This is a genomic window from Blautia sp. DFI.9.10 (assembly GCF_024461705.1).
GTDB classification, from domain to species: Bacteria; Bacillota; Clostridia; order Lachnospirales; family Lachnospiraceae; genus Blautia_A; species Blautia_A fusiformis.
Genome location: NZ_JANGAA010000027.1, coordinates 1 through 21,347, shown reverse-complemented (window position 1 = coordinate 21,347; position 21,347 = coordinate 1). Strand labels below are relative to the sequence as shown.

The following is a 21,347-nucleotide window of genomic DNA, read 5'->3' as shown; positions in this document are numbered from 1 at the left end:
TTCTGTCACAGAAGCATTCTGCTCCATTTATATAAATCTAAGATCCACTCCTTTATGATCAAACCCGGATTTTCTTTACCGTACTCCAGCTACTGTAAAGAACCTTTTTTCCGACTCTTTTATATGACCGGATGCGGACATAATAGGTCTTTTTGTTTTTCAGTCCTGATATCTTATATCTGGTCGCAGACTGTTTTCCAACTGTGACCGTTTTTCTTTCTTTTGTAAATCTGCTGTCTGCTGCATACTGGATCTGATAGCCGGTTGCCTGTATATTTTTCTTCCAGCTTGCGGTAAAGGATCTGTTTGCTTTTTTCAGTCCTGTCAGCAGAGTTTTTGGAGGCAGGATCTTAAAGGTAAGCGTTTTGTTGATACGACTGTATTTTCCGATTCCTCTGACCTGTACAGTTCCAATTCCGGAATTTTTATTATTTTTGTAATACAGCTTATAAGCACTCGCACCGATCTTCTTTCCATTTACAGTTACGGTTACTGATGGCCGGATGGATTTTCCCGTATAAGTGTAAGAGGTTCTGTTTAGCTTAACATTGCTGACAAACTTTTCTGTCTTTTTTATGATCTTGAAATGAATGGTTGCGGTACCTTTATAATAACCGGTACCATAAATGGTTACCGTTGCAACACCCGGATACTGATTATCCTCGTAGTACATATAATAATCTTCGCCGGCTTTCAATCCGGGGATTACGATGGCAGGTGTAAGTTCTTTTCCTGTATATGTCTGATCAGCTATTGGATCCGCAGCCGGCAGTTTTCCGTAAATAGTAAAATATAATGTTTCCGATCCTTTATAATTGCCGATTCCCGTGAGCTCTGCACGAGCTTCACCAGGCTTTTCATTATTAACATAGGTTACCGTATAATCTTTTCCCTGTACCAGTCCGTCAATTACCACTTCCGGTTCCACTTTTTTTCCTTTAAAGGTGGTTTCCAGGTATGTTTCATTATTTTCCGCAAAATAGCACACATACATTCCATTTTCATCTGGCGTAATCTTAAAACTCCGCTCTACTGTACCGCAGAAAATATCTTTTCCCGTGATCTTTACAGTCGCAGTTCCTGCATTGATGTTATTTTCATAAGTTACTTCATAATCGGAGCCCTGCTCAAGTTCCGGTGCGGATTCACTGGATTCTATTTCAGGTTCATGGCTTTTTCCATTATATTCATAGTCTGAAGTGATCTGTTCAAACCATTCATTCTGAAGCGGTATCCGGTTGTCTGCCGACAGCTCCACAAACGTGTAGCCACGGTCCTCTGCGTATTTCTGAAGTGTGGAATCCTTTTTTCCCGCGATCAATGCTGAATCCCTGAACGCATCATCCGCCCAGACAGTATCTGTGCTCAGTACTCTTATCCTGCACCCGGAAGACAGACGAAGTCCATTTTTCCCAACTGATTTTACAGATGCGGGAATTATAATATCACGGATCCCTGAACTGCTCTGGAATGCATATTCACCGATTTCTTCCAAGCCTTCGTTTAGGACAGCTTTCGTAAGCGACGAACAGTTTCCGAATGCACCTTCTCCAAGGCTTCTGACACTTCCCGGGACTGTTATGGAAGAAACATTTACACAGTAATAAAAAGCATAGTCTCCCACGCTTACAGTTCCATCCGGGATCTGGTAATCTCCGGAACGTCCGGACGGAAACACGATCAATTTTGTGCCATCTTTGCTGAATACCACTCCGTCTTTTTCAGAAAAATACGGATTTTCCGGATCTACTTTAATTTCTGTCAGACTGGACTCAGACAAGCCCTCCACAAAAGCAGCCAGCCCTATAGATGACACATTTGGGGGAATCGTAACAGATTTCAATTTCTCACAGTTGTAAAAAGCATTCTTTTCGATGGTTGTAAGCGAATCCGGCAAAGTAACAGACTCTATATCAGAAGCCTGGGTGCAATACTGGAAGGTACTGTTTCCAAGAACCGTTACTTTTCTTCCGTCAATAGTATCCGGAACTACGATATTTGTATCTGTCCCTTCATACTGATACAGCCTGAGTGTTCCATCATTCAGGATCTCATAAGAATAGTCATAGTCCATTTTGGACAATTCATAATGTCTGGGGGCATTTCCCGTATATCCGCAGTCAACCAGATATCTTTCGCCGTCAATAATGACTACGGAGTTCCTGTGACCGCTTCCTGCCCCCGGATCATTGGCCGCATACCTTGCATACACGGTCAGTCCCAGTTTTTCGCACATATAGTTCACTGCGCTGGTATTGGCCCAGCAGTCTCCGCCGCCATCCAGCATCAGGCCTGTATAACCAGAATGATACTGACTGTAATTAAAGTTGTTGGCAAGCCATCTGGCGATCGTCTCAACCTTTTTATAATCGGACATTTCCGCAGTAATATTTTCTTTGAGAAATGTATCCATTTTTTGTTCTGCGTAATACTCCGCATAATCTTTGAGTATGAATTTATAATAAACGGTACTGTTTCCATCCTGTACAGAGATCAGGGTCTCTCCAAACATGTATTCCCACTGGCTCTTTACGTCATTTCCGTTTTTGTCTACATAGGTTACATACTGCATTTTAGGAGTAACAAGACCGGTTTCGCTGACTTTCGCAGTATAACCGGAAACAACCGTATATACCGGATTTTTGCCGGATGTCTGGATCTGATAAGATGTCTGCATGGTATCCGGCATGGAGATCACACTGCTGTAGGTATCATTCATCGCATACAGATATATTTCTGTGCTCTCTACATCTGTTTCTTTTTCGGAAGTGCCTGCTGCCGGAATATCATCTGTGAATATATCTTCCTGCTGCTCCTGGTTTTCTCCGTCACCAAAAATTTCTTCCGGTGCCGCAGCCTCCTCTGTATCCTCTGTTCCTTCTGCTTTTCTGATGACCGCCGAAGGTTCTTCCAGAATTAATCCCTCATCAGAATCCTGTTGTATTTCCTCACTCTCTGAGCTTTCAGCTTCATCCGTTTCCGTTCCGATATCTGATCCCGGAAACTCTTCTTCTGTAATCTGATCTGTGCTCACGGCAGTATCTTCTTCCGTGATCTGATCTGTGTTTACGGTATTTTCTGATTCCTCAGAATTCCCGTCATCTGTAAAAGTATCAATGGTGTCTGTCATATCCGTCTGTGCATCTGTAAAATCTTCGGCCGCCACCGGTCCACATGGAACAACAGCCATACATAACGACAGGCCAAATGCCATCAATTTTTTCGGAAATTTCATTTCGTACCTTCCCTTCCTTTATTGATCATATAAAATTTTTATTATAGTGCGCTTTACCATTTTATTCCAGTAAAAAGTTCTGTCAAATATCGTGTTTCCTATCCTTGCCGCACAAAGTAACATGCTGAATATACAAAAAGAGCCACCCTGACGTGATATTTTACCACAGACAGCAGCGGCTCTGACGTGTCAATCTTTTATATTGTAATCAGGCGAATATACCCAATCCGCATTCGATCAACCAGTTTTCTGGCTGGATACTGCCAACACCACGTTCTACTGTGATGCTGCATGCTCATATGCATTCTGTATTCTTACAGAATATCGATATGCTCTCCTGCAAGTGCCTTGTTCATGCTTCGTACTGCGCAGAATTTACCGCACATGGAGCAGGTATCATCATGCTCCGGTTTGCGCTCGTTCCAGATACGTTTTGCCGTTTCCGGATCCATGGCGCATTCCCACTGTGCCTCCCAGTCAAGCTTTCTTCTGGCATCTGCCATCTTGTCATCGATCTCACGGGCACCGCGGACACCTTTGGCAATGTCGGCTGCATGAGCTGCGATCTTAGATGCCATGATTCCCTGTTTTACGTCCTCAAGATTCGGAAGTGCAAGGTGCTCAGCCGGTGTTACATAGCAGAGGAATGCTGCTCCGGACATAGCAGCTACTGCTCCGCCGATCGCGGATGTGATGTGGTCATATCCCGGTGCAACGTCAGTTACGATAGGTCCTAATACATAGAACGGTGCACCCTGACAGATGGACTGCTGTACTTTCATATTTGCCTCTACCTGATCAAGCGGCACATGTCCCGGTCCCTCAACCATAACCTGAACGTCCTTTTCCCATGCACGTTTGGTCAGCTCGCCAAGACGTACAAGCTCCTCGATCTGGCATACGTCTGTTGCGTCAGCCAGACATCCCGGACGGCAGGCATCACCAAGGGAGATGGTCACATCATACTCGCGGCAGATATCCAGGATCTCGTCGTAGTATTCATAGAACGGATTCTCCTCACCGGTCATACACATCCATGCAAATACAAGAGATCCTCCTCTGGAAACGATATTCATTTTTCTCTTGTGATTACGGATCTGATCGATGGTCTTTCTTGTGATTCCACAGTGAAGAGTTACAAAGTCAACACCATCCTGTGCATGGAGTCTGACTACATCGATAAAATCTTTAGCTGTCAGCGTATCAAGATCTCTCTGATAGTGGATAACGGAATCATAAACCGGAACGGTTCCGATCATTGCCGGACACTCGGATGTCAGCTTGCGTCGGAACGGAATGGTATTTCCGTGGGAAGAAAGATCCATGATAGCATGGGCGCCCATGTTTACAGCTTCCATTACTTTCTGCATCTCTACATCGTAGTCCTTGCAGTCTCTGGATACCCCAAGGTTTACATTGATCTTGGTGCGGAGCATGGAACCTACGCCCTCCGGATCGATACATTTGTGATTTTTATTTGCACAGATCGCCACCTTACCGGAGGCTACCAGCGGAAGCAGTTCCTCTGTTGTCATGCGTTCCTTCTTAGCTACGATCTCAAGCTCAGGTGTGATGATGCCTTTACGGGCTGCCTCCATCTGTGTACTGTAATTTCTCATGTAAAAAAAATCTCCTTCCATAAATTCTTTGTGTTTATACAACAAAAAACCGGCTGCTGCAACGCATACGCATCACGGCAACCGGCTCTTACTCTTACGTACTTAATGAAAATCTTCTGTACTTCTGATCTCTTCTGTACTCTCTGATCTTCTGTGTCTTTAAGAATCCTTCGTGCATATGTCCCTACGTTGGCATTATCCAAATCAGGTTATGGGTCAAGACATTTACAGTCTACTCTCAGCTCGCTTCAGCGGGCCCCCCTGTTTTCATATGTTGGGGACGTTTGTTCGTCCATGTGGTTATTATAGTATACCGGCTAAAATTTGTAAACCACAATTCTGCATTTTATGACTTTTTCTTTCGACATAATCTGCCATTTTATCTCTCAAACTCCCCCGGATCTTTCTTTACAGACATTCTTCCACAGCTTTGCTGTTCCCCGTCAGGAGGATATCCGCGATCCGCATTCACTACTTATTGCTTTTCGCAATTACAGCAGTCGATTTCCCTGATCCGGTCAAGCTCTGCAAGGTTTTCTGCACCTGCACGGCGGATCCCCGCAAAAATGGAACCCGCAATATTGTGCCATACACTGAAGATCGCGCCCGGAAGTGTTGCAAGCGGATTGGCTGCAAAATTAGCTGCTGCCAGTGAGACAGCAAGGCCACTGTTCTGCATGCCTACCTCTATAGCTATAGCTGTTGTTCTGGAATACTCCACATGGAAGATTTTTGCAGCCAGAAATCCCAGCATCATACCACAGAAATTGTGGATCGCCACTACTCCAAGCACCAGAACTCCACAGCTTACGATCTTCTCTGCATTTACAGCCACAATTCCTCCGATGATCATAACAATAGCTACAACCGACACCAGCGGCATAACATCGGATACCTTATCCACATGCTCTCCCGCAAGACTCCGAAGAAAAACTCCCAGGAGAACCGGGATCAGAATTACCTTTACCACAGAGATCACCATAGCCCAGAAGGATACTTCCACCCAGGTTCCTGCCAGAACATATACAAGAAACGGTGTCATCAACGGTGCTGCCAGTGTGGAAACTATAGTCATTCCCACAGAAAGCGCCACATCACCTCCTGCGATATAGGTGATCACATTGCTGGCTGTTCCGCCCGGACAGCATCCCACCAGGATCACTCCCAGTGCCAGATCTGCCGGAAGGTTCATCACTTTACACAGAAGCCAGGCGATCACCGGCATAATGGTATACTGAGCCACTGCACCGATCACCACTTCTTTGGGTCTGGAAAAAATTGCCCGGAAGTCATCCAGCTTTATGGTCAGGCCCATACCAAACATGATCACTCCCAGAAATACAGACGTATAATTCGTCATCCAGGAAAATCCGTCACGCCAGAAAAAAGCCAGGCAGGAAAAAGCGATGATAATGATCCCGATATATCTGGATGCAAGGCTGCTGATAATTCCGATTTTCTTTAAAACTTTTCCCATGCATTACACCTCGTAGCTGAAGTTGTCGATCAGTCTTGTTTTTCCGATGTAAACAGCCATTGCTACAAGAACGCTGCGGTCAGCTTTTTCCACCGGCTGCATGGTAAGTGCATCTACCATGGATACATAATCAATCTTTGCCAGAGGCTCTGCTTCGATCACTGCTCGCATTTTTCCGAGAAGCTCTTCTGCCGGGATTCCTGCGTGAATGGCTTCCTGTCCGGCTTTTACTGCCTTTGACAGGCAAAGAGCTGCTTTTCTCTCTTCAGGGCTTAAGTATGTATTTCTGGAGGATTTTGCAAGTCCGTCCTCCTCACGGATGATCGGACAGCCTACGATCTCAATATCGAAGTTCAGATCACGCACCATCTTGCGGATGATGGCCAGCTGCTGTGCGTCTTTCTGTCCGAAATATGCTCTGTCCGGTGCCACAATGTGGAACAGCTTGGTCACAACGGTACACACACCTTTGAAATGGATCGGACGTGTTTTTCCGCAAAGTGTCTCTGACAGAGTATCTATACTTACAAATGCGTGGGGATCATGATACATCTCGGAAGGCTCCGGGCAGAAGATCAGGTCTGCTCCCAGGCTTTCGCAGAGTTTGCTGTCACGCTCAAAGTCTCTCGGGTAGGCTTCCAGATCCTCGGTAGGACCGAACTGTGTAGGATTGACGAAATCGGATACCACTACGATATCATTCTGCTCTCTGCATTTTTTGATCAGGCTTGCGTGTCCCTCATGGAGAAATCCCATGGTTGGCACAAGGCCTACTGTTTTTCCTTCTTTTTTCCACGCTTTGATCTGTTTTCTTGTTTCTTCTACTGTTTTTGTTACCTGCATTGTGCTCTCCTCTTTTCCGGTTCTGAAACCGGTTTTCTTAATAGATTCGAGATAGCCTCTTTTCTGAATTCACCTTCGTCTTATTATCTTCCTGATCTGCGTCAGGCCATATCCTTCAGCAGTCCGTGTTTCTCATAATTGGTCACTCTGCTGATCCTGTTCTCTTCATCTACAAATACAACTGCAGGCTTGTGAGTACGGGCTTCTTCCTGCTCGTACTGTGCGTAAGCCATAATGATGATCTTGTCACCGGTGCTTACACATCTTGCTGCTGCTCCGTTCAGGCAGATCATACCGCTTCCGCGTTCTCCGCAAATGGTGTATGTCTCGAAACGGCTGCCGTTGTTCACATCTACGATCTGAACCTTCTCATATTCCAGTATCCCGGCAGCTTCCAGCAGTTCCTCATCCACAGTGATACTTCCTACATAATCCAGTTCCGCCTGGACAACGGTTGCTCTGTGGATCTTTCCTTTTAACATCTCTATTGTCATCTTATATAAGTCCTTTCCTGCAGGGAATAATTTTCAAGTGGATAAAAGCATCCGCTTCTGTATTTAATAAAAAAGCGTCTCGGGGTACACTTCGACCCTGAAACGCTTCTGATTGATTCCCTGTATATTGAGTCCTGTTTTTTATACACGAAAAGCATGCTCTTCAACAGTTGCTCAAAATTCCCATAACTGTTGTAACGCCTTCGTTATCATCGATACAGGCTCGTATCTTTTATAATTTTCATATATCCGTCCGTTCCCGATCCCGGGTTCCGGTGGCTATTTTTATATAAGATTCCAGTGATTTCAGCCAGAGTATAGTTTTGAGTCCAAATACTATCTCTGTGGGGTATTATTGCACCCCGACACTGGTTTGTCAATAATTTTCATATTCTCTATTATCGTGAATGGCAGTAATAATCTCAAAACCAGTTACTTTCACCAAAAAACCCTCCCACACAGCAATTTCTCTGCCATGTGAAAGGGCTTTAGCTTTCTTCCTTTATGCACATTATTTATGGATATGCACATCCAGCTGATTATAAGGAATCTCAATTCCATAATAATCAAAATCTTCCTTGATCCTCTGGTTCAATCTCCATCTGGCTGCCCAGTAGCGGTCGGTATCTACCCAGACACGAAAGCCCATGATCACAGAGCTTTCTGCCAGCTCGTCTACGAATACCACCATCTCTTCGTCTTCTCTTGTATCCGGATCCTCGGTGAGGATATCTTCCAGGATATCCTTGGCCTTCTGGATATCTGCATTGTAAGAGATCCCCACTTTGATCTCCAGCCTTCGCTGATCCCTCGCTGTTACGTTGGTGATGGTCACATTGGAAAGAGTACCGTTCGGGATCACGATGTGCTTGTTATCAATGGATAACAACGTTGTATAACAGATCTCGACCTTGGCTACCGTTCCCTCGCTTCCGTCCTGTCCGTTAACGATGATGTAATCCCCTACCTGGAAAGGCTTGAACAGAAGAAGCATCATACCTCCTGCCAGGTTGGCAAGTCCGCCCTGGAGGGCAAGACCCATAGTAACACCTGCAGTTCCGAGAAGTGCTGCCAGAGATGATTCCTTTACTCCAAAGCTTGTGGATATGTTAAAGATCAGGAGTATGTAAAGTACGATCTTGACCAGTGAGGACATAAACTGTGCCACTCCTGTATCCAGCCTGGATTTTGTCAGTGATTTCCTCACAAACTTTACGATCCATTTAATTACCGTGCTTCCTACCCAGAAAGCAACAATAGCCAGAACAACCTTGATTCCGAATTTCGTGATGTCCGGCAGATAATTTTCAAACATCTGCCTGTACTGGCTTACCTGATTTCCGACCTCCTGCACGGTCTGTACAGTACTATCCAAATATAATCCCTCCTGTCTGATCGATCATTCGATATACATATGCGGATCGATCTATGAGCTTCAAAGCTTATTTCTGATATAAGCATTTCCTATAATCCGCATCTGGTAATATAATAATACAGCAGTGGTTTTTCCCTGTAAACCTGATTTCTCCGGTTCTATAAAGTATAGGGTATAAACCACTGCTGTATTTCTGTTATAGCTTTATTGTATATCTGTCCGGTAATCCGCCGCAGAATGCTGCAGAATATACTTGCCTGCTTCTCTTTACTCAGTTTTTCTCTTTATTTACTGATTCCCTTCATGGAAAGGCTGATCCGTTTTTTCTTCATATCAACACCAAGAACACGGACATCCACGATATCTCCCACACTGACTGCTTCCAGCGGATGTTTGATGAATTTCTCGCTCATCTCGGAAATATGGACCAGGCCATCCTGATGCACACCGATATCCACAAAAGCACCGAAGTCAATAACATTGCGGACAGTTCCCTTGAGGACCATGCCTTCTTTCAGGTCCTTCATATCCAGGACATCGGTACGGAGGATCGGTTTCGGCATCTCGTCACGTGGATCTCTGGCAGGTTTTTCCAGTTCCTTTACGATATCACGTAAGGTTGGCTCTCCGATCTCCAGCTCCTTTGCCAGTTTTCCGTAATCGCGGATCTGCCCGGAAATACCGGTAAGCTTACGCTCTGCCACATCTTCCGGTGTGTAGCCCAGCTTTTCCAGGAGTTTTTTTGCTGCGTCATAGCTTTCCGGATGGACACTGGTTGCGTCCAGAGGATTTTTGCCTCCTGTGATCCGTGTGAAACCTGCACACTGCTCAAAGGCTTTCGGACCAAGCTTGGCAACCTTAAGAAGTTCTCTTCTTGTCTGGAAACGGCCGTTTTCCTCACGGTAGGCTACAATATTCTTTGCGATGGCCTTGCTAATTCCGGAAATATACTCCAGAAGGGATGCAGACGCAGTATTCAGATCCACTCCGACCTTGTTTACACAATCTTCCACAACGCCGTTAAGGGCTTCTCCCAGCTTTTTCTGGTTCATATCATGCTGATACTGACCGACACCGATGGATTTCGGATCGATCTTTACAAGCTCTGCAAGCGGATCCTGTACACGTCTTGCGATGGATGCGGCGCTTCTCTGTCCAACATCGAAATTCGGGAATTCTTCCGTGGCAAGCTTGCTTGCGGAATATACAGAAGCACCTGCCTCGTTGGTGATAACATACTGGACCTTTTCCGGGATTTCCTTAAGAAGCTCCACGATGATCTGCTCGGATTCTCTGGATGCCGTTCCGTTTCCTACAGAGATCAGTGTCACATGATATTTGCTGATAAGCTTTTTCAGGGTTTCCTTTGCGGCACGGATCTTGGTCTCATTGGTTGGTGCTGTGGGATAAATAACTGTGGTATCCAGAACCTTTCCGGTAGGATCTACCACTGCCAGCTTGCATCCGGTACGGAAGGCAGGGTCCCAGCCAAGAACTACCTGTCCTGCAATTGGAGGCTGCATGAGAAGCTGCTCCAGATTTTTGCCAAAGACATGGATGGCACCGTCCTCTGCTGCCTCTGTAAGGGCGCTTCGGATCTCACGCTCAATAGCCGGTCCGATGAGACGTTTATAGCTGTCCTCAATGGCTTCTTTCAGAACCGGTGTAGTGTATGGATTATCGCGGACGATCACCTGTTTTTCAAGATAACGGATGATCTCTTCCTCAGGTGCAAGGATCTTCACAGTAAGGAATTTCTCTTTCTCACCACGGTTCAGAGCAAGGACACGATGACCTGCAAGCTTTTTCACCGGCTCCTCAAAGTCATAATACATCTCGTATACAGACTGCTCCTTCTCATCTCTTGCGGTGGAACATATAGTTCCCTTATCCATTGTTCTCTTACGGATACTGATACGATAATCTGCTTCATCAGAAATGTGTTCTGCAATGATATCTCTGGCACCGCTGATGGCCTCTTCCACAGTTTTAACTTCTTTTTCCTCAGAAAGAAATGCTTTTGCCTCTTCTTCAAGAGGTTTCTTCGTCATCTGGAGAAGGATGATGTCGGCCAGCGGTCCCAGACCTTTTTCCCTGGCGATGATGGCACGTGTACGGCGCTTCGGGCGGTACGGACGGTAAAGATCCTCTACCACAACGAGTGTCTGCGCTGCCTCGATCTGTTTCTTCAGCTCCGGAGTCAGCTTGCCCTGCTCCTCGATGCTGCCCAGAACCTGAGCCTTTTTATCCTCAAGATTTCTTAAATAAGTAAGTCTCTCATTAAGATTACGAAGCTGTTCGTCGTTCAGTGTACCGGTTGCTTCCTTACGGTATCTGGAAATAAAAGGAATGGTGCAGCCTTCATCGATCAGCTTAACCGCTGCCTCGACCTGCCATTTCTCAACGTTCAATTCTCTGGTAATTACCTGAATAATATCCATTTTTATCTTTCTCCCGTTGTTTCAAATTTGCCTGAGGCTGCTTTTTCCTTTTTACACAGCTTCTGACATTTATCAAAGATCAATCTGTGCGATCACGTCCTTCAGAGCATTGGCGCTTGCATGAAGCTTCTCTGTCTCCTCCTCGGTCAGCGGAACACGAACGATACGTTTTACACCTTCCGGTCCGATAGAAGCCATGGTACTAAGACATACGTCTTCAACACCGTACTCTCCGTGAAGCATGGTTGATACACTGACTATTGTATCAGATGCTGCAAGAAGAAGCGAGCAAAGTCTGCAAACAGATACGGCTACCGCATAAAATGTAGCACCCTTCTTGGCGATCACAGTTGATCCTGAAGTATGAACATACTCCAGAACCTCTTCTCTGTCAAGTGGCTGCAGATCTTTCTGATCCTCATGAACGATCTTGTCAAACTCATCAAGGGTCGCACCTGCAACAAAGGCTCTGGACCACGGTACAAAGGAAGTATCTCCATGCTCTCCGAATACATAGGCGTGGATGTTTTTCTCAGATACACCGTAGTGCTGAGAAAGTCTGCAGCGGAGACGGGCCGTATCCAGGGCGGTTCCGGAACCAAGGATCTGATTTTCCGGCAGTCCGGAAAGCTTTGCAAATGCATAAGTCATAATATCACATGGATTACTTACGATAATATAAAGCGCTTTGGGAGCCACCTTTACGATCTCCGGAGTAATACTCTTCATAATGTTGACGTTGGTCTGTGTCAGCTCGATGCGAGTCTGTCCCGGTTTTCTGGCAATACCGGAAGTGATGATCACAATGTCAGAATCTGCAGCATCCGGGTAATCTCCTGCCACGATGGAGATCGGCTCACGGAAACTGGTTCCCTGCTCAATATCCATAACCTCACCTTCAGCCTTATCTTTGTTAATATCGATCAGAACGATCTCTGATGCAATACTCCTCTGTGATAAGGTATAAGCGATAGTTGCTCCTACACTTCCTGCTCCGATGATCGTAATTTTACTGCTCATATTTGTTCTCCTTTCAGCATTGTTTGTCATTTTAATAACAACTTTAATTACACACATTCAAACATAACATAAAATATTGCCCTGTGCAACAAAAATTTTATTGTATTTCTCAGGTTAAATCCCTCTAATTTACTTTTTAAATCATTTAAACCACTTATATTTTCTGATATTTCTCCTATTATTCTGTATACATACCTGTTATTTTTTTATCGATTTATGAAAACAATTTCAGAACCATAGTAAAAAACCTCTGAACTTCAAGAAAATCAAGAAGTCCAGAGGTTTCTTTCACATCTTATTTATTGGCTTAAAATCAAATGTTTATAGCTGCCCACTGTTCACCCGGTTAATTCTTCGCCTGGGCAAGGGCCTTTTGTGCAGCGTCTATGATACCCTCGGATGAATATGTTGCTCCGCTGACGGTATCGATGCCATCTGCCGACTGGTTTGCCATGATCTGAGAATAGATCGTGCTCCATGCAGGATCAAAAAATTCCGGTGTATCCTGATTGGTCTGCTCAATGGATGCGATCTGGCCTCCTGAGATCGTAATTGTCAGATATGTTTTTCCTCCATATCCAAAAGCTGATCCCGTATACGTTCCATCTCTGTACATTCCCACCGGTTCCGGTGCTTCCGTTGGCTCCGGTGTCGCATCCGGCTCATTTGTTCCTGGTGTTGGAGTTACATTAGGCTCCTCCGGAACCGGCGTCACATCCGGATCTTCCGGCTCCGGCGTCGGGGTTGCTGCCGGTGTCTCTGTTGGCTTCGGTGTGGCTGTCAGTTTCGGCGTTGCCGTGGGTTTCGGTGTGGCTGTTGGCTTTGGTGTCGGTTTCTTTGTTGGAGTTGGTGTAGGTTTCTTTCCATACTCCGGATTGACCGCTTCTTTGAGAGCTTTTTTTACAGCGTTCAGAATTCCGTTGGAGGAATAGGTGGCTCCGCTTACTGCATCAATATCATCCACAGAATCCGTGCCAATGATCTGTTCTTCCAGCATGCTCCATGCTTTTTCAAAAAACTGCTCCGTGTCCGTATTTTCCTGTTTCAGAGCTTCGATCACTCCATCCTTGATGGTCACAGTTACTTTCACATCTCCATTGAAGCCCTTTGCCGAAGCTGTATATTTACCGTCCAGATATTTTTTGGGACTGTCCGGATCTTCCGGTTTCTTTGTAGGAGATGGTTTTTTGGATGGTTTTTTTGTAGGTGACGGAGCTGATGTCGGAGTTGGTAAAGCAGTTGCCGCAGGTGTAGGGGTGACCTGCTGGCTGTTTCCATCTGCCGCTGCCTGGGAGAGGGCATTCTGAACTGCCTGGATGATTCCGTTGGAGGAATAGGTTGCTCCACTTACTGCATCTACATTCGGTGTATTTCCGGCAATCATCCTGCTGATCACACCCTGAGCTGACGCAAAATACGACGCAGTTTCTCCAGATGCCTCCAGAATATCAATGGCTGCGATCTTTCCTCCGCTGACTGTTACCTGTACACGGATCGTACCACCGAATCCGGTTCCAGATCCTTCATATACTCCATCTTTATAGCCATTGGCCGGAACTGCCGCTACCGGGGTCTGGGTAGAACCCTGTCCTGCCGCACCGACATTGCTTTTTGCTGATTCTGAAACCGTTCTCGTACCAGAACTTTTTTTTGCTGCTGTTTTTTTCGCACTTTTCTTTGATGAGCTTTTCTTTGATGTACTGTTTTTCTTATCTGAGGCAGATGTGCTGTCAGAAACAGTATTTCCTTCTTCATATCCGAGATATTTTTCCAACTCCGAAGCAGACATCACGGTTGTCTCTGCTTTCTGTACTGCTTCCGTTGATTCCTCGGATCCCTTCGCCTTTATGCCCGAAAACGCAAGCGCCGCAATCACAGCTGCTGCAGGGATCATTTTCGTCCAGGGCACCTTGGGTGTGCCATTTTCGGCTGGTTTTTTATCTTTTAACTCTTTTTCCATGGATACTTGTTCTCCCCTCTTTCTATGCGGCTTCCCGTCAGGCATATGCTCTGTATCGCATTCCAGGTGATTTTCCGGATTGCTGTAGAAATGAGCAGACCTCTGCCGCAGACATAAAAGGGTCTGCGGCAGAGGTTGTTCTTACTCTTTGCTAAACAGTTGCATTATTTAACAGTTACCACAAATTTCTTTGTAATTCCGTTGCATTTCACTGTGATTGTTGCTTTACCTTTTTTGATTCCCTTTACAACACCCTTGCTGTTTACAGCTGCAACTTTTTTATTGCTGCTTGTATATGTAATCTTGCCTGCAGGTGCTGCTTTGGATCTGATGGTTGTTGTTTTACCTTTCTTGATCGTTGCAGAGGATTTTACAAGGCTGAATGCAGGATTCTTGATAACTACCTTGCAGGTTGTCTTCAGAGTTCCTGCCTTTGCTGTAATCGTAACGGTTCCTGCTTTGATTCCTTTTATAACACCTGTTTTGCTGTTTACGGTTGCAACCTTTGTGTTGCTGCTTGTGTAGTTTACAGTTGCAGATGGTGTTGCAGTTGCTTTTACAGTTGCTGTTTTTCCTTTGTAGATCGTTACGGAAGCCTTTGCGAATTTAATTGTGGAAGCTTTTACTGTTACTTTGCAGGTTGCTGTGGCATTTCCGACTTTTGCTGTGATAACTGCTGTTCCTGCTTTTACACCTTTAACAACACCCTTGCTGCTTACCGTTGCAACCTTTGTGTTACCGGACTTAAATGTCACTGTTGCATCGCTGTCATTTGTTGTTGCCTTAAGAGTCGTTGTTTTTCCTGTATATACAGCTGCTGCTGTCTTATCAAGTGTAACTGTTACCTTCTGAAGCTCTTTCTCTGCTCCCTGAAGATGTTCAAGTGCTTCATTTACCTCAGCCTGACTTGCATCTGTTTTTGCAAGAATGTCTTTTGCTTCCTGAAGCTCACCGGCAAAGGACTTCCAGGTTGCAATTGTGTAATCCTTCTCTGCCAGAGCTTTTGCAGCTTCCACTTCCGTTTTAAGACTTGTAAAATCAGTCGGCTCCATTGTAGGATTTACGATATTCTCTGCAGTTGCCTGGAAGCTGTAGGTATAGTCATTATATCCAAGAGCATACACTGTCAGTTTCCAGTATCCTGTTCCGTCTGTTCCTCCCGGAAGCTTGCAGCGTGCAGATTTTGTAAGTCCAAGCTGGATTCCCATTGCTTTATGCATCCAGTTATCTGCGGCAAACTTGGTTCCATAAGAAGCGAGGCATTTCGTATATGTAGAATCATCTCCATAATAATCCCAGCGTACAGCCTGCATATTTGCACCAAGATCGCCATAATTTCCATTGAGATCCACACGGAGAAATTCGCCGTAGCTTCCGCTTGCTGCTTTTACACTCGGCTTGATCTCTGTTGCTGTTTTTAACGCCTGATCCTTGATACCGGAAGCTGTTCCGTCTGATTTTCTTGCTGTAAATGTAAAGCCGTCACCATTTTTCTCCGCATATTTCAGACCATTTGTCTGTGCATTTACGTCTGCCACAAGGCCTTTATAATACTGGAGATTGTTTTCACTGTATCCTCCGGAGAGCACAGCTCCATCCTGTACAACATTATACTTTTTGCAGAAATCTGCAAAATCTGCGGTCTTAACTGCTACCGGGACATATTTCAGACCATATATCTCATAATGATCCATCGTATAGGTTTTTCCATCTTCTGTTGTTATACTGCCTCTGTTCCATTTTACCTTGGAACCGTCTGTAAGATAAAGTGTGCTTCCTTTATCCTCCCAGTAGGATACGTCGAATCTGGTTCCGTCTTCAGCAATGATCGTAGCTTCTGTCTGATAGCTTCCTCTGTGAAGTCCATGATTTGCAGTCGCTCTTGTTACTGTATCAAAAGCTCCTATATCAAACTCACTATGTGAATCCTTCTCTTCTGAAGAGCTTGTATCTCCAGCTGCATATACGCCTTCTGCTGCCCAGTACTCACCCCAGGTAAGTCCTGCATATACGTACTGATACTCGCCTGTCAGCTGGTCAGAATCGGAAAATGCTTCCGCCACTTCATCGCCTTCTGTGAAATCCTCTTCCCCTGTAGAGAACGGGTCTGCTTCCTCTGCTGTATCTTCCTGCTGGATATCCTCTGTCTCGTCTGCAGCAGCTTCTGGCACTGCTGCATCCTCTGCTGCTTCTTCTGTTATGTCTGCAGCATCCTCTATAGCTTCTTCTGCTACAGCTTCAGTATCCTCTGCCGTTTCCTCTGTGCTAAAATCCTCCGTATCTCCTGCCTCTGCCTCGGAAACCACGGCTGCATCAAGATCAGATGCCATTACAGCGGTCGGAAAGGTTGTTGCTGCCACTGCAAGACTTAAAATGCATGGAGCTGTTTTTTTCAATAGATTCCACTTCTGCATTGCTTATTCCTCCTAAAAATATGATATATTTATAGAACCCTTTCCAGGTTTACTATCGCAAGTACTGCGGATATGAGCATTCCCCTCTGCCAAACAATCATAAACCGGATCGCCGGGAGATCAGCTTCACTCTGCAATATCCTCCACACTATAGGAATCCGCAAGCAGGCTGAACCGCTCCTTCATCCCCTCAGTGAGATATACATGATGGTCTTCATCCACAAAAAGTCCGTCTGCACCGTAAGCTTTCAACAGCTGTGTCCCTTTTTCCACCCCCAGCACAAAACATGCTGTGGAAAGCGCATCTGCCTCCAGACCTGAGTCACAGACTACCGTTACCCCGGTCACTCCGCTTTCTGCCGGATAGCCGGTAGACGGGTCCATAATGTGGTGATACCTTACAGCATTTTCGATAAAATATTTCTCATAATCTCCAGATGTGGAAAGAAATTCTGTACCATTTAAGGCAACCACACCAAGATAGTCATCCTCATTTTCAGCTCTGGGATCTGTCACTGCCACATTCCAGGAAGAACCATCCGGCTTGCTTCCGTAGGTCATGACACTGCTTCCTCCCAGATTCATAAGTGCTGCTATTACATCCTTCTTTGTTTCCAGTTCTTTAAGGATCAGGTCACAGCCAATACCCTTTCCCGCTGCTCCAAGATCCAGAGAACAGCCCTCTTCCATGTGAACCGTATTTCCGTCAAGAAAAATTTTCTGATATCCGGAATCCTTCAGAACATTCTTAATTTCTGCTTCTTCCGGAATTTTCTGGTTTTCCCCTCCAATATCCCACAGGCGGATCAGCTTCCCGATGGTTGGGTCAAAGGCTCCGTCAGAATCCTCTGCGATCTTCAGAAGACGTTTCAGGTATCCGGAAAGCTCGTCGGAAATCTCCGTATCTTTTCCGCTGTCTGCATTCACCTTATAGATCTGGGACTTCTCATTGGTCCAGGAAAGAAGGTTCGTCTCCACATCTGTCAGCACAGCTGTCAGCTTACTGTTTATATCGTCACCTGTGGTATAGAGTGTTTCTGATACCACAGTATCCATTGCAAAATCTGTATCGGTATATGTCTGTACATCATTTTCCGAAGCAGCCATGCACAGCACAGGAAACAACACCGCAATTCCTGTAAATGTAGCTGCTGCCAGAAAAGTTTTCTTTTTCAGAGCCTGATATCTCATAGATCATTTTTCCTCAATTGTTCCAATGTGAATATTTTTTCTCGGGCATGCTGCGGCACATGCGTGGCAGCAAAGACATTCGCCGGATCTGCCTGTGTCGCCGTCGATATCCAGATGAGCCGGACATCTTTTTTTACAGAGACCACATTTCGGCGGACATTTCTCACTGGTTCTCCGAAACAGTGCACCCGGAAGGATTGGCATTAATGCAAAAACCGCTCCCATGGGACAGAGAAACTGGCAGAAAAACCTTTCCTGTGTACACATTCCCACAATGATCAGCACCAGGAACACAATTCCCACCAGATATTTGCTGTTCGGGAGCCGTCCTGCCGTGAGCATGGAAAAAACATCCCACGGGCTGGTTCCCGTAAGCTTTCCGTATACACCTGTAAGGCAGAAAAGCAGGATCAGTGCCAGTACGATATATTTAACTTTCTGAAGCCCGTGAACCATTTTTTCGGAAAGAACCGGTTTCTTTTTTTTGTGAAAGCATTTCATCCGGATCCAGGAAAAGCCTTCATATACGGCATCTCCGAAAGATCCGAATGCACACGCATATCCGCAGAAATGTCTTCCGAAAAAGCAGGTAAAGATCAGAAGCACTGCCGTTACAGTCAGAAAGGAATTCCACTCCACCGGCTGACCGGCCGCAATGGCAAGAAAGATCGATTTGATACCTGCAAAGGCTGTAGAAAACAGAGACGGGGCGGCAATAAAAAATGCCAGCTGTATTCCCGCACGCATCAGCCTTACCTCCCGCTGTCTTTTTTTCATGAGTTTTCCGCCTTTCCAAGTGCCGCATCCACTGCGTTCAGGATTCCTGTGGAGCTGAACGTTGCTCCGGATACGGTATCCACATCTGTACTCTGAGCACTCAGGACGGAATCGATTACGCTCTCTGCCTGTGAAAGATATGCACTGTCCTCGCCTGGGGCGCTGACTACGTTGATGGATGTGATCTCATCACCGACAAGTGTCACTTCCACCTGAATGGTCCCGCCGTATCCCTCGGCTTCTCCTGTATAGGTTCCATCTTTATATACATTATCGGAATCTGCGGTTGCTGTGTCCTCTGCGTCTGCATCGGATACATTGCCGTCTGAAGTGTCTGTTGTTTTGTCATCGCCTGCTGTATCTGTATCACTGCTGCCTGATCCTGCAGATGCTGCCTGATTCTGCATACGATTTACATAACTCGTCTCCAGCGCACTGAGAAGTTCATTCTGCTGCTCCTGAAGTGTATCTACCTTATCTGTCAGAGCCGCGATCTCTTTTTCATTTGCCTGGGCTTTCATGCTGCTGTTATAAAAAAGTACAGCCAGGATCACCAACAGTAAGGAGATCACTCTCATATAAAAATTCTGATTTTTCATCTCTTTTCTCCCTTGTATTTTTAACAATTCTGTAAATTGCTGCATCAGACTCACGCTATGCGAACATATATTGCTACGTCAGATGCTCTCGATCCAGTCCTGTAATCTGCGTATAACTGTCTTTTGGATAAATTATATAGTTTTTATCCATATACATAAATTAGTTTTGATTAATCTTTTTTGTAAAATTAGACGATGCTAACTTACAGTTAGGTATTATATCACCTGTTTTTTTTCTTGTCTACACTTTTGTTAGCAGTCTATAACTTTTTCCAATATGAATTTTTCTGTTTTATGTCTTTTATAAAAGAAAAATCATCGCCACTCCTCCCTTTCCGTTGGGAACAGCTGTATGAATTATGGTTAGATATCATTAACTTATGTTTGCCTTTTAATTTCGATTATGATATGATTTTTTCTGAATCTGTAACAGAAATGGAGATTTGTTTTGAAGAAAAAAGAATTGATTTTTATTGCCGGGATCCTGATTCTGGCGGGGGTTCTCTGGCTTGGTTTTCAGATTGCGGGGAAACGTTCCCATAATACGATCCGTATTACCGTTGACGGAAAAGAATTCGGAACCTATTCGCTTTCCCAGGACCAGATCATCCACATCGGAGACACCAATGTCTGCGAAATCAAAGATGGAAAAGTTACAATGATCGAAGCAACCTGCCCGGATCATTACTGTATGAAACAGAAGGCTGTGGACGAGCACGGCGGTTCCATCATCTGCCTTCCTAATAAGGTTGTGATAGAAGGGGAAAATACTGCAGAGGATTTGGATTCGGAGAGTTCGCCTAAAATTGATGCGGTGACATAAAATTTCCGGAGAATATGCGTAATACGTGTTCTCCGTAGAGTTTTCTCTGACAGACGGTATTCTGTCTGTGCTGTTTCTGCAACGATATTCCTGCAACAAATGAAAGGATTTATTTATGAAACGAAAAACAGCTTATCTCGGATTATTTGCCGCAGTAGCGATCATTTTTGGATATGTGGAGTCTCTGGTCCCTGTATTTACAGGAATTCCGGGTATCAAGCTCGGGCTTGCAAACCTGGCGGTACTTTTTATACTGGACCGATATTCCTTTAAAGAAGCGGCTCTCGTGTCCGTTGTCAGAATCCTGGTGATCGGATTTATGTTTGGAAATCTGTTCAGTATTTTGTATAGTCTGGCTGGCGCTGCGCTTAGCCTGACTGTGATGGATCTTTTGAAAAAACATTCCGGCTTCAGTCTGATCGGTATCAGTGTGGCCGGTGGTGTCACACATAATATCGGGCAGCTGATCGTTGCCATGATCGTGGTGAGCAATACGAGTTTGATGGTTTATGCACCGGCACTGCTGGTAGCAGGAGTCCTGGCGGGGATTCTCATAGGTGGGTTGACAAAGGAGGTTGTGGGACGACTTCCTTTGAATCTATAATTATGTGGTTTGCTTTTTGGATTATGTTTTTCACTTTTTAAAGTGAGGGGAAATTGTGTGGTTTGATTTTTTAGATTATAGTTTTCACTTTTTGAAGTGAGATAAATTGGGTAGTTTGATTTTTTGGGATTGTAGTTTTCACTTTTTGAAGTGTGAGGAAATTGGATGGTTTGATTTTTTTGGATTATAGTTTTCACTTTTTGAAGTGAGATAAATTGGATAGTTTGATTTTTTGGGATTGTAGTTTTCACCTTTTGAAGTGAGAGGAAATTGGATGGTTTGATTTTTTTGAATTATAGTTTTCACTTTTTGAAAGTGAGAGGAAATTGGATGGTTTGATTTTTTTGGATTATAGTTTTCACTTTTTGAAAGTGGGTAATTTGCGAGAAGGGGAAGCACTCATAGTTGCGAAGGCCGTCTCCAATGCCATTTAGTTAGAACATAGTATTCCAAAAGATTGCAATGTATGGTAAAA

The 21,347-nt window shown here is 44.9% G+C and carries 15 protein-coding genes; 2 read left to right on the top strand and 13 right to left on the bottom strand.

The window, feature by feature from the left end; all coding sequences use genetic code 11:
* Positions 1-58 precede the first annotated feature (58 nt).
* The 13 genes from NE671_RS13935 to NE671_RS13875 all read right to left on the bottom strand — a co-directional run bounded on the left by NE671_RS13935 (position 59) and on the right by NE671_RS13875 (position 19,445).
* A complete protein-coding gene (locus tag NE671_RS13935) occupies positions 59-3,235 on the bottom strand; it encodes a fibronectin type III domain-containing protein (RefSeq protein WP_173740532.1) in 3,177 nt (1,058 codons plus the stop codon).
* A 314-nt stretch (positions 3,236-3,549) separates the two neighbouring features.
* On the bottom strand, positions 3,550-4,854 hold the full coding sequence (gene thiC / locus NE671_RS13930; RefSeq protein ID WP_022426187.1) for a phosphomethylpyrimidine synthase ThiC: 1,305 nt from the start codon (positions 4,852-4,854) through the stop codon (positions 3,550-3,552).
* Between the two features lie 475 nt (positions 4,855-5,329).
* Positions 5,330-6,331, bottom strand: a complete 1,002-nt coding sequence (locus NE671_RS13925; protein ID WP_015526222.1) for a bile acid:sodium symporter family protein — start codon at positions 6,329-6,331, stop codon at positions 5,330-5,332.
* Between the two features lie 3 nt (positions 6,332-6,334).
* Complete coding sequence (gene panC, locus NE671_RS13920; protein ID WP_022426185.1) at positions 6,335-7,174, bottom strand: pantoate--beta-alanine ligase; 840 nt, start codon at positions 7,172-7,174, stop codon at positions 6,335-6,337.
* A 101-nt stretch (positions 7,175-7,275) separates the two neighbouring features.
* Positions 7,276-7,668, bottom strand: a complete 393-nt coding sequence (panD, locus tag NE671_RS13915; protein WP_015526224.1) for an aspartate 1-decarboxylase — start codon at positions 7,666-7,668, stop codon at positions 7,276-7,278.
* Positions 7,669-8,179: 511 nt separating this feature from the next.
* Entirely contained in the window at positions 8,180-9,043 is an 864-nt protein-coding gene (locus NE671_RS13910) for a mechanosensitive ion channel family protein (protein WP_330604151.1), read from the bottom strand.
* Positions 9,044-9,327: 284 nt separating this feature from the next.
* Complete coding sequence (locus NE671_RS13905) at positions 9,328-11,484, bottom strand: Tex family protein (protein WP_015526225.1); 2,157 nt, start codon at positions 11,482-11,484, stop codon at positions 9,328-9,330.
* A gap of 72 nt (positions 11,485-11,556) precedes the next feature.
* Positions 11,557-12,504, bottom strand: coding sequence for an L-lactate dehydrogenase (locus NE671_RS13900; protein WP_144095413.1), 948 nt, complete (start codon positions 12,502-12,504; stop codon positions 11,557-11,559).
* A gap of 346 nt (positions 12,505-12,850) precedes the next feature.
* A complete protein-coding gene (locus NE671_RS13895; protein WP_044962221.1) occupies positions 12,851-14,464 on the bottom strand; it encodes an FMN-binding protein in 1,614 nt (537 codons plus the stop codon).
* Between the two features lie 164 nt (positions 14,465-14,628).
* Positions 14,629-16,878 carry a penicillin-binding Tp47 domain C-containing protein gene (locus NE671_RS13890; protein WP_173740530.1) on the bottom strand — a complete coding sequence of 750 codons (2,250 nt, stop codon included), beginning with the start codon at positions 16,876-16,878 and terminating at the stop codon, positions 14,629-14,631.
* A gap of 126 nt (positions 16,879-17,004) precedes the next feature.
* Positions 17,005-18,069: an FAD:protein FMN transferase gene (locus NE671_RS13885; protein WP_129974767.1), complete on the bottom strand. Its 1,065-nt coding sequence runs from the start codon at positions 18,067-18,069 to the stop codon at positions 17,005-17,007.
* A gap of 3 nt (positions 18,070-18,072) precedes the next feature.
* Complete coding sequence (locus tag NE671_RS13880) at positions 18,073-18,846, bottom strand: 4Fe-4S binding protein (RefSeq protein WP_173740529.1); 774 nt, start codon at positions 18,844-18,846, stop codon at positions 18,073-18,075.
* Complete coding sequence (locus NE671_RS13875; protein ID WP_129974766.1) at positions 18,843-19,445, bottom strand: FMN-binding protein; 603 nt, start codon at positions 19,443-19,445, stop codon at positions 18,843-18,845. The genes NE671_RS13880 and NE671_RS13875 overlap by 4 nt, the downstream gene beginning before the upstream one ends.
* A gap of 448 nt (positions 19,446-19,893) precedes the next feature.
* Between NE671_RS13875 and NE671_RS13870 the strand changes: the two genes are divergently transcribed.
* The gene (locus NE671_RS13870) at positions 19,894-20,268 is read left to right on the top strand and encodes a NusG domain II-containing protein (protein WP_129974765.1); all 375 of its coding nucleotides are present in this window, start codon (positions 19,894-19,896) and stop codon (positions 20,266-20,268) included.
* A gap of 115 nt (positions 20,269-20,383) precedes the next feature.
* Positions 20,384-20,872 (top strand): Gx transporter family protein, encoded by a 489-nt coding sequence (locus NE671_RS13865; protein WP_022426176.1) that lies wholly within the window; start codon positions 20,384-20,386, stop codon positions 20,870-20,872.
* Positions 20,873-21,347 lie beyond the last annotated feature (475 nt).

What these genes read in the sequence shown, in the direction of transcription:
- NE671_RS13935 (WP_173740532.1), bottom strand. Translation starts at nt 3,235, where the DNA reads ATGAAATTTCCGAAAAAATTGATGGCATTTGGCCTGTCGTTATGTATG.
- thiC (WP_022426187.1), bottom strand. Translation starts at nt 4,854, where the DNA reads ATGAGAAATTACAGTACACAGATGGAGGCAGCCCGTAAAGGCATCATC.
- NE671_RS13925 (WP_015526222.1), bottom strand. Translation starts at nt 6,331, where the DNA reads ATGGGAAAAGTTTTAAAGAAAATCGGAATTATCAGCAGCCTTGCATCC.
- panC (WP_022426185.1), bottom strand. Translation starts at nt 7,174, where the DNA reads ATGCAGGTAACAAAAACAGTAGAAGAAACAAGAAAACAGATCAAAGCG.
- panD (WP_015526224.1), bottom strand. Translation starts at nt 7,668, where the DNA reads ATGACAATAGAGATGTTAAAAGGAAAGATCCACAGAGCAACCGTTGTC.
- NE671_RS13905 (WP_015526225.1), bottom strand. Translation starts at nt 11,484, where the DNA reads ATGGATATTATTCAGGTAATTACCAGAGAATTGAACGTTGAGAAATGG.
- NE671_RS13900 (WP_144095413.1), bottom strand. Translation starts at nt 12,504, where the DNA reads ATGAGCAGTAAAATTACGATCATCGGAGCAGGAAGTGTAGGAGCAACT.
- NE671_RS13895 (WP_044962221.1), bottom strand. Translation starts at nt 14,464, where the DNA reads ATGGAAAAAGAGTTAAAAGATAAAAAACCAGCCGAAAATGGCACACCC.
- NE671_RS13890 (WP_173740530.1), bottom strand. Translation starts at nt 16,878, where the DNA reads ATGCAGAAGTGGAATCTATTGAAAAAAACAGCTCCATGCATTTTAAGT.
- NE671_RS13885 (WP_129974767.1), bottom strand. Translation starts at nt 18,069, where the DNA reads ATGAGATATCAGGCTCTGAAAAAGAAAACTTTTCTGGCAGCAGCTACA.
- NE671_RS13880 (WP_173740529.1), bottom strand. Translation starts at nt 18,846, where the DNA reads ATGAAAAAAAGACAGCGGGAGGTAAGGCTGATGCGTGCGGGAATACAG.
- NE671_RS13875 (WP_129974766.1), bottom strand. Translation starts at nt 19,445, where the DNA reads ATGAAAAATCAGAATTTTTATATGAGAGTGATCTCCTTACTGTTGGTG.
- NE671_RS13865 (WP_022426176.1), top strand. Translation starts at nt 20,384, where the DNA reads ATGAAACGAAAAACAGCTTATCTCGGATTATTTGCCGCAGTAGCGATC.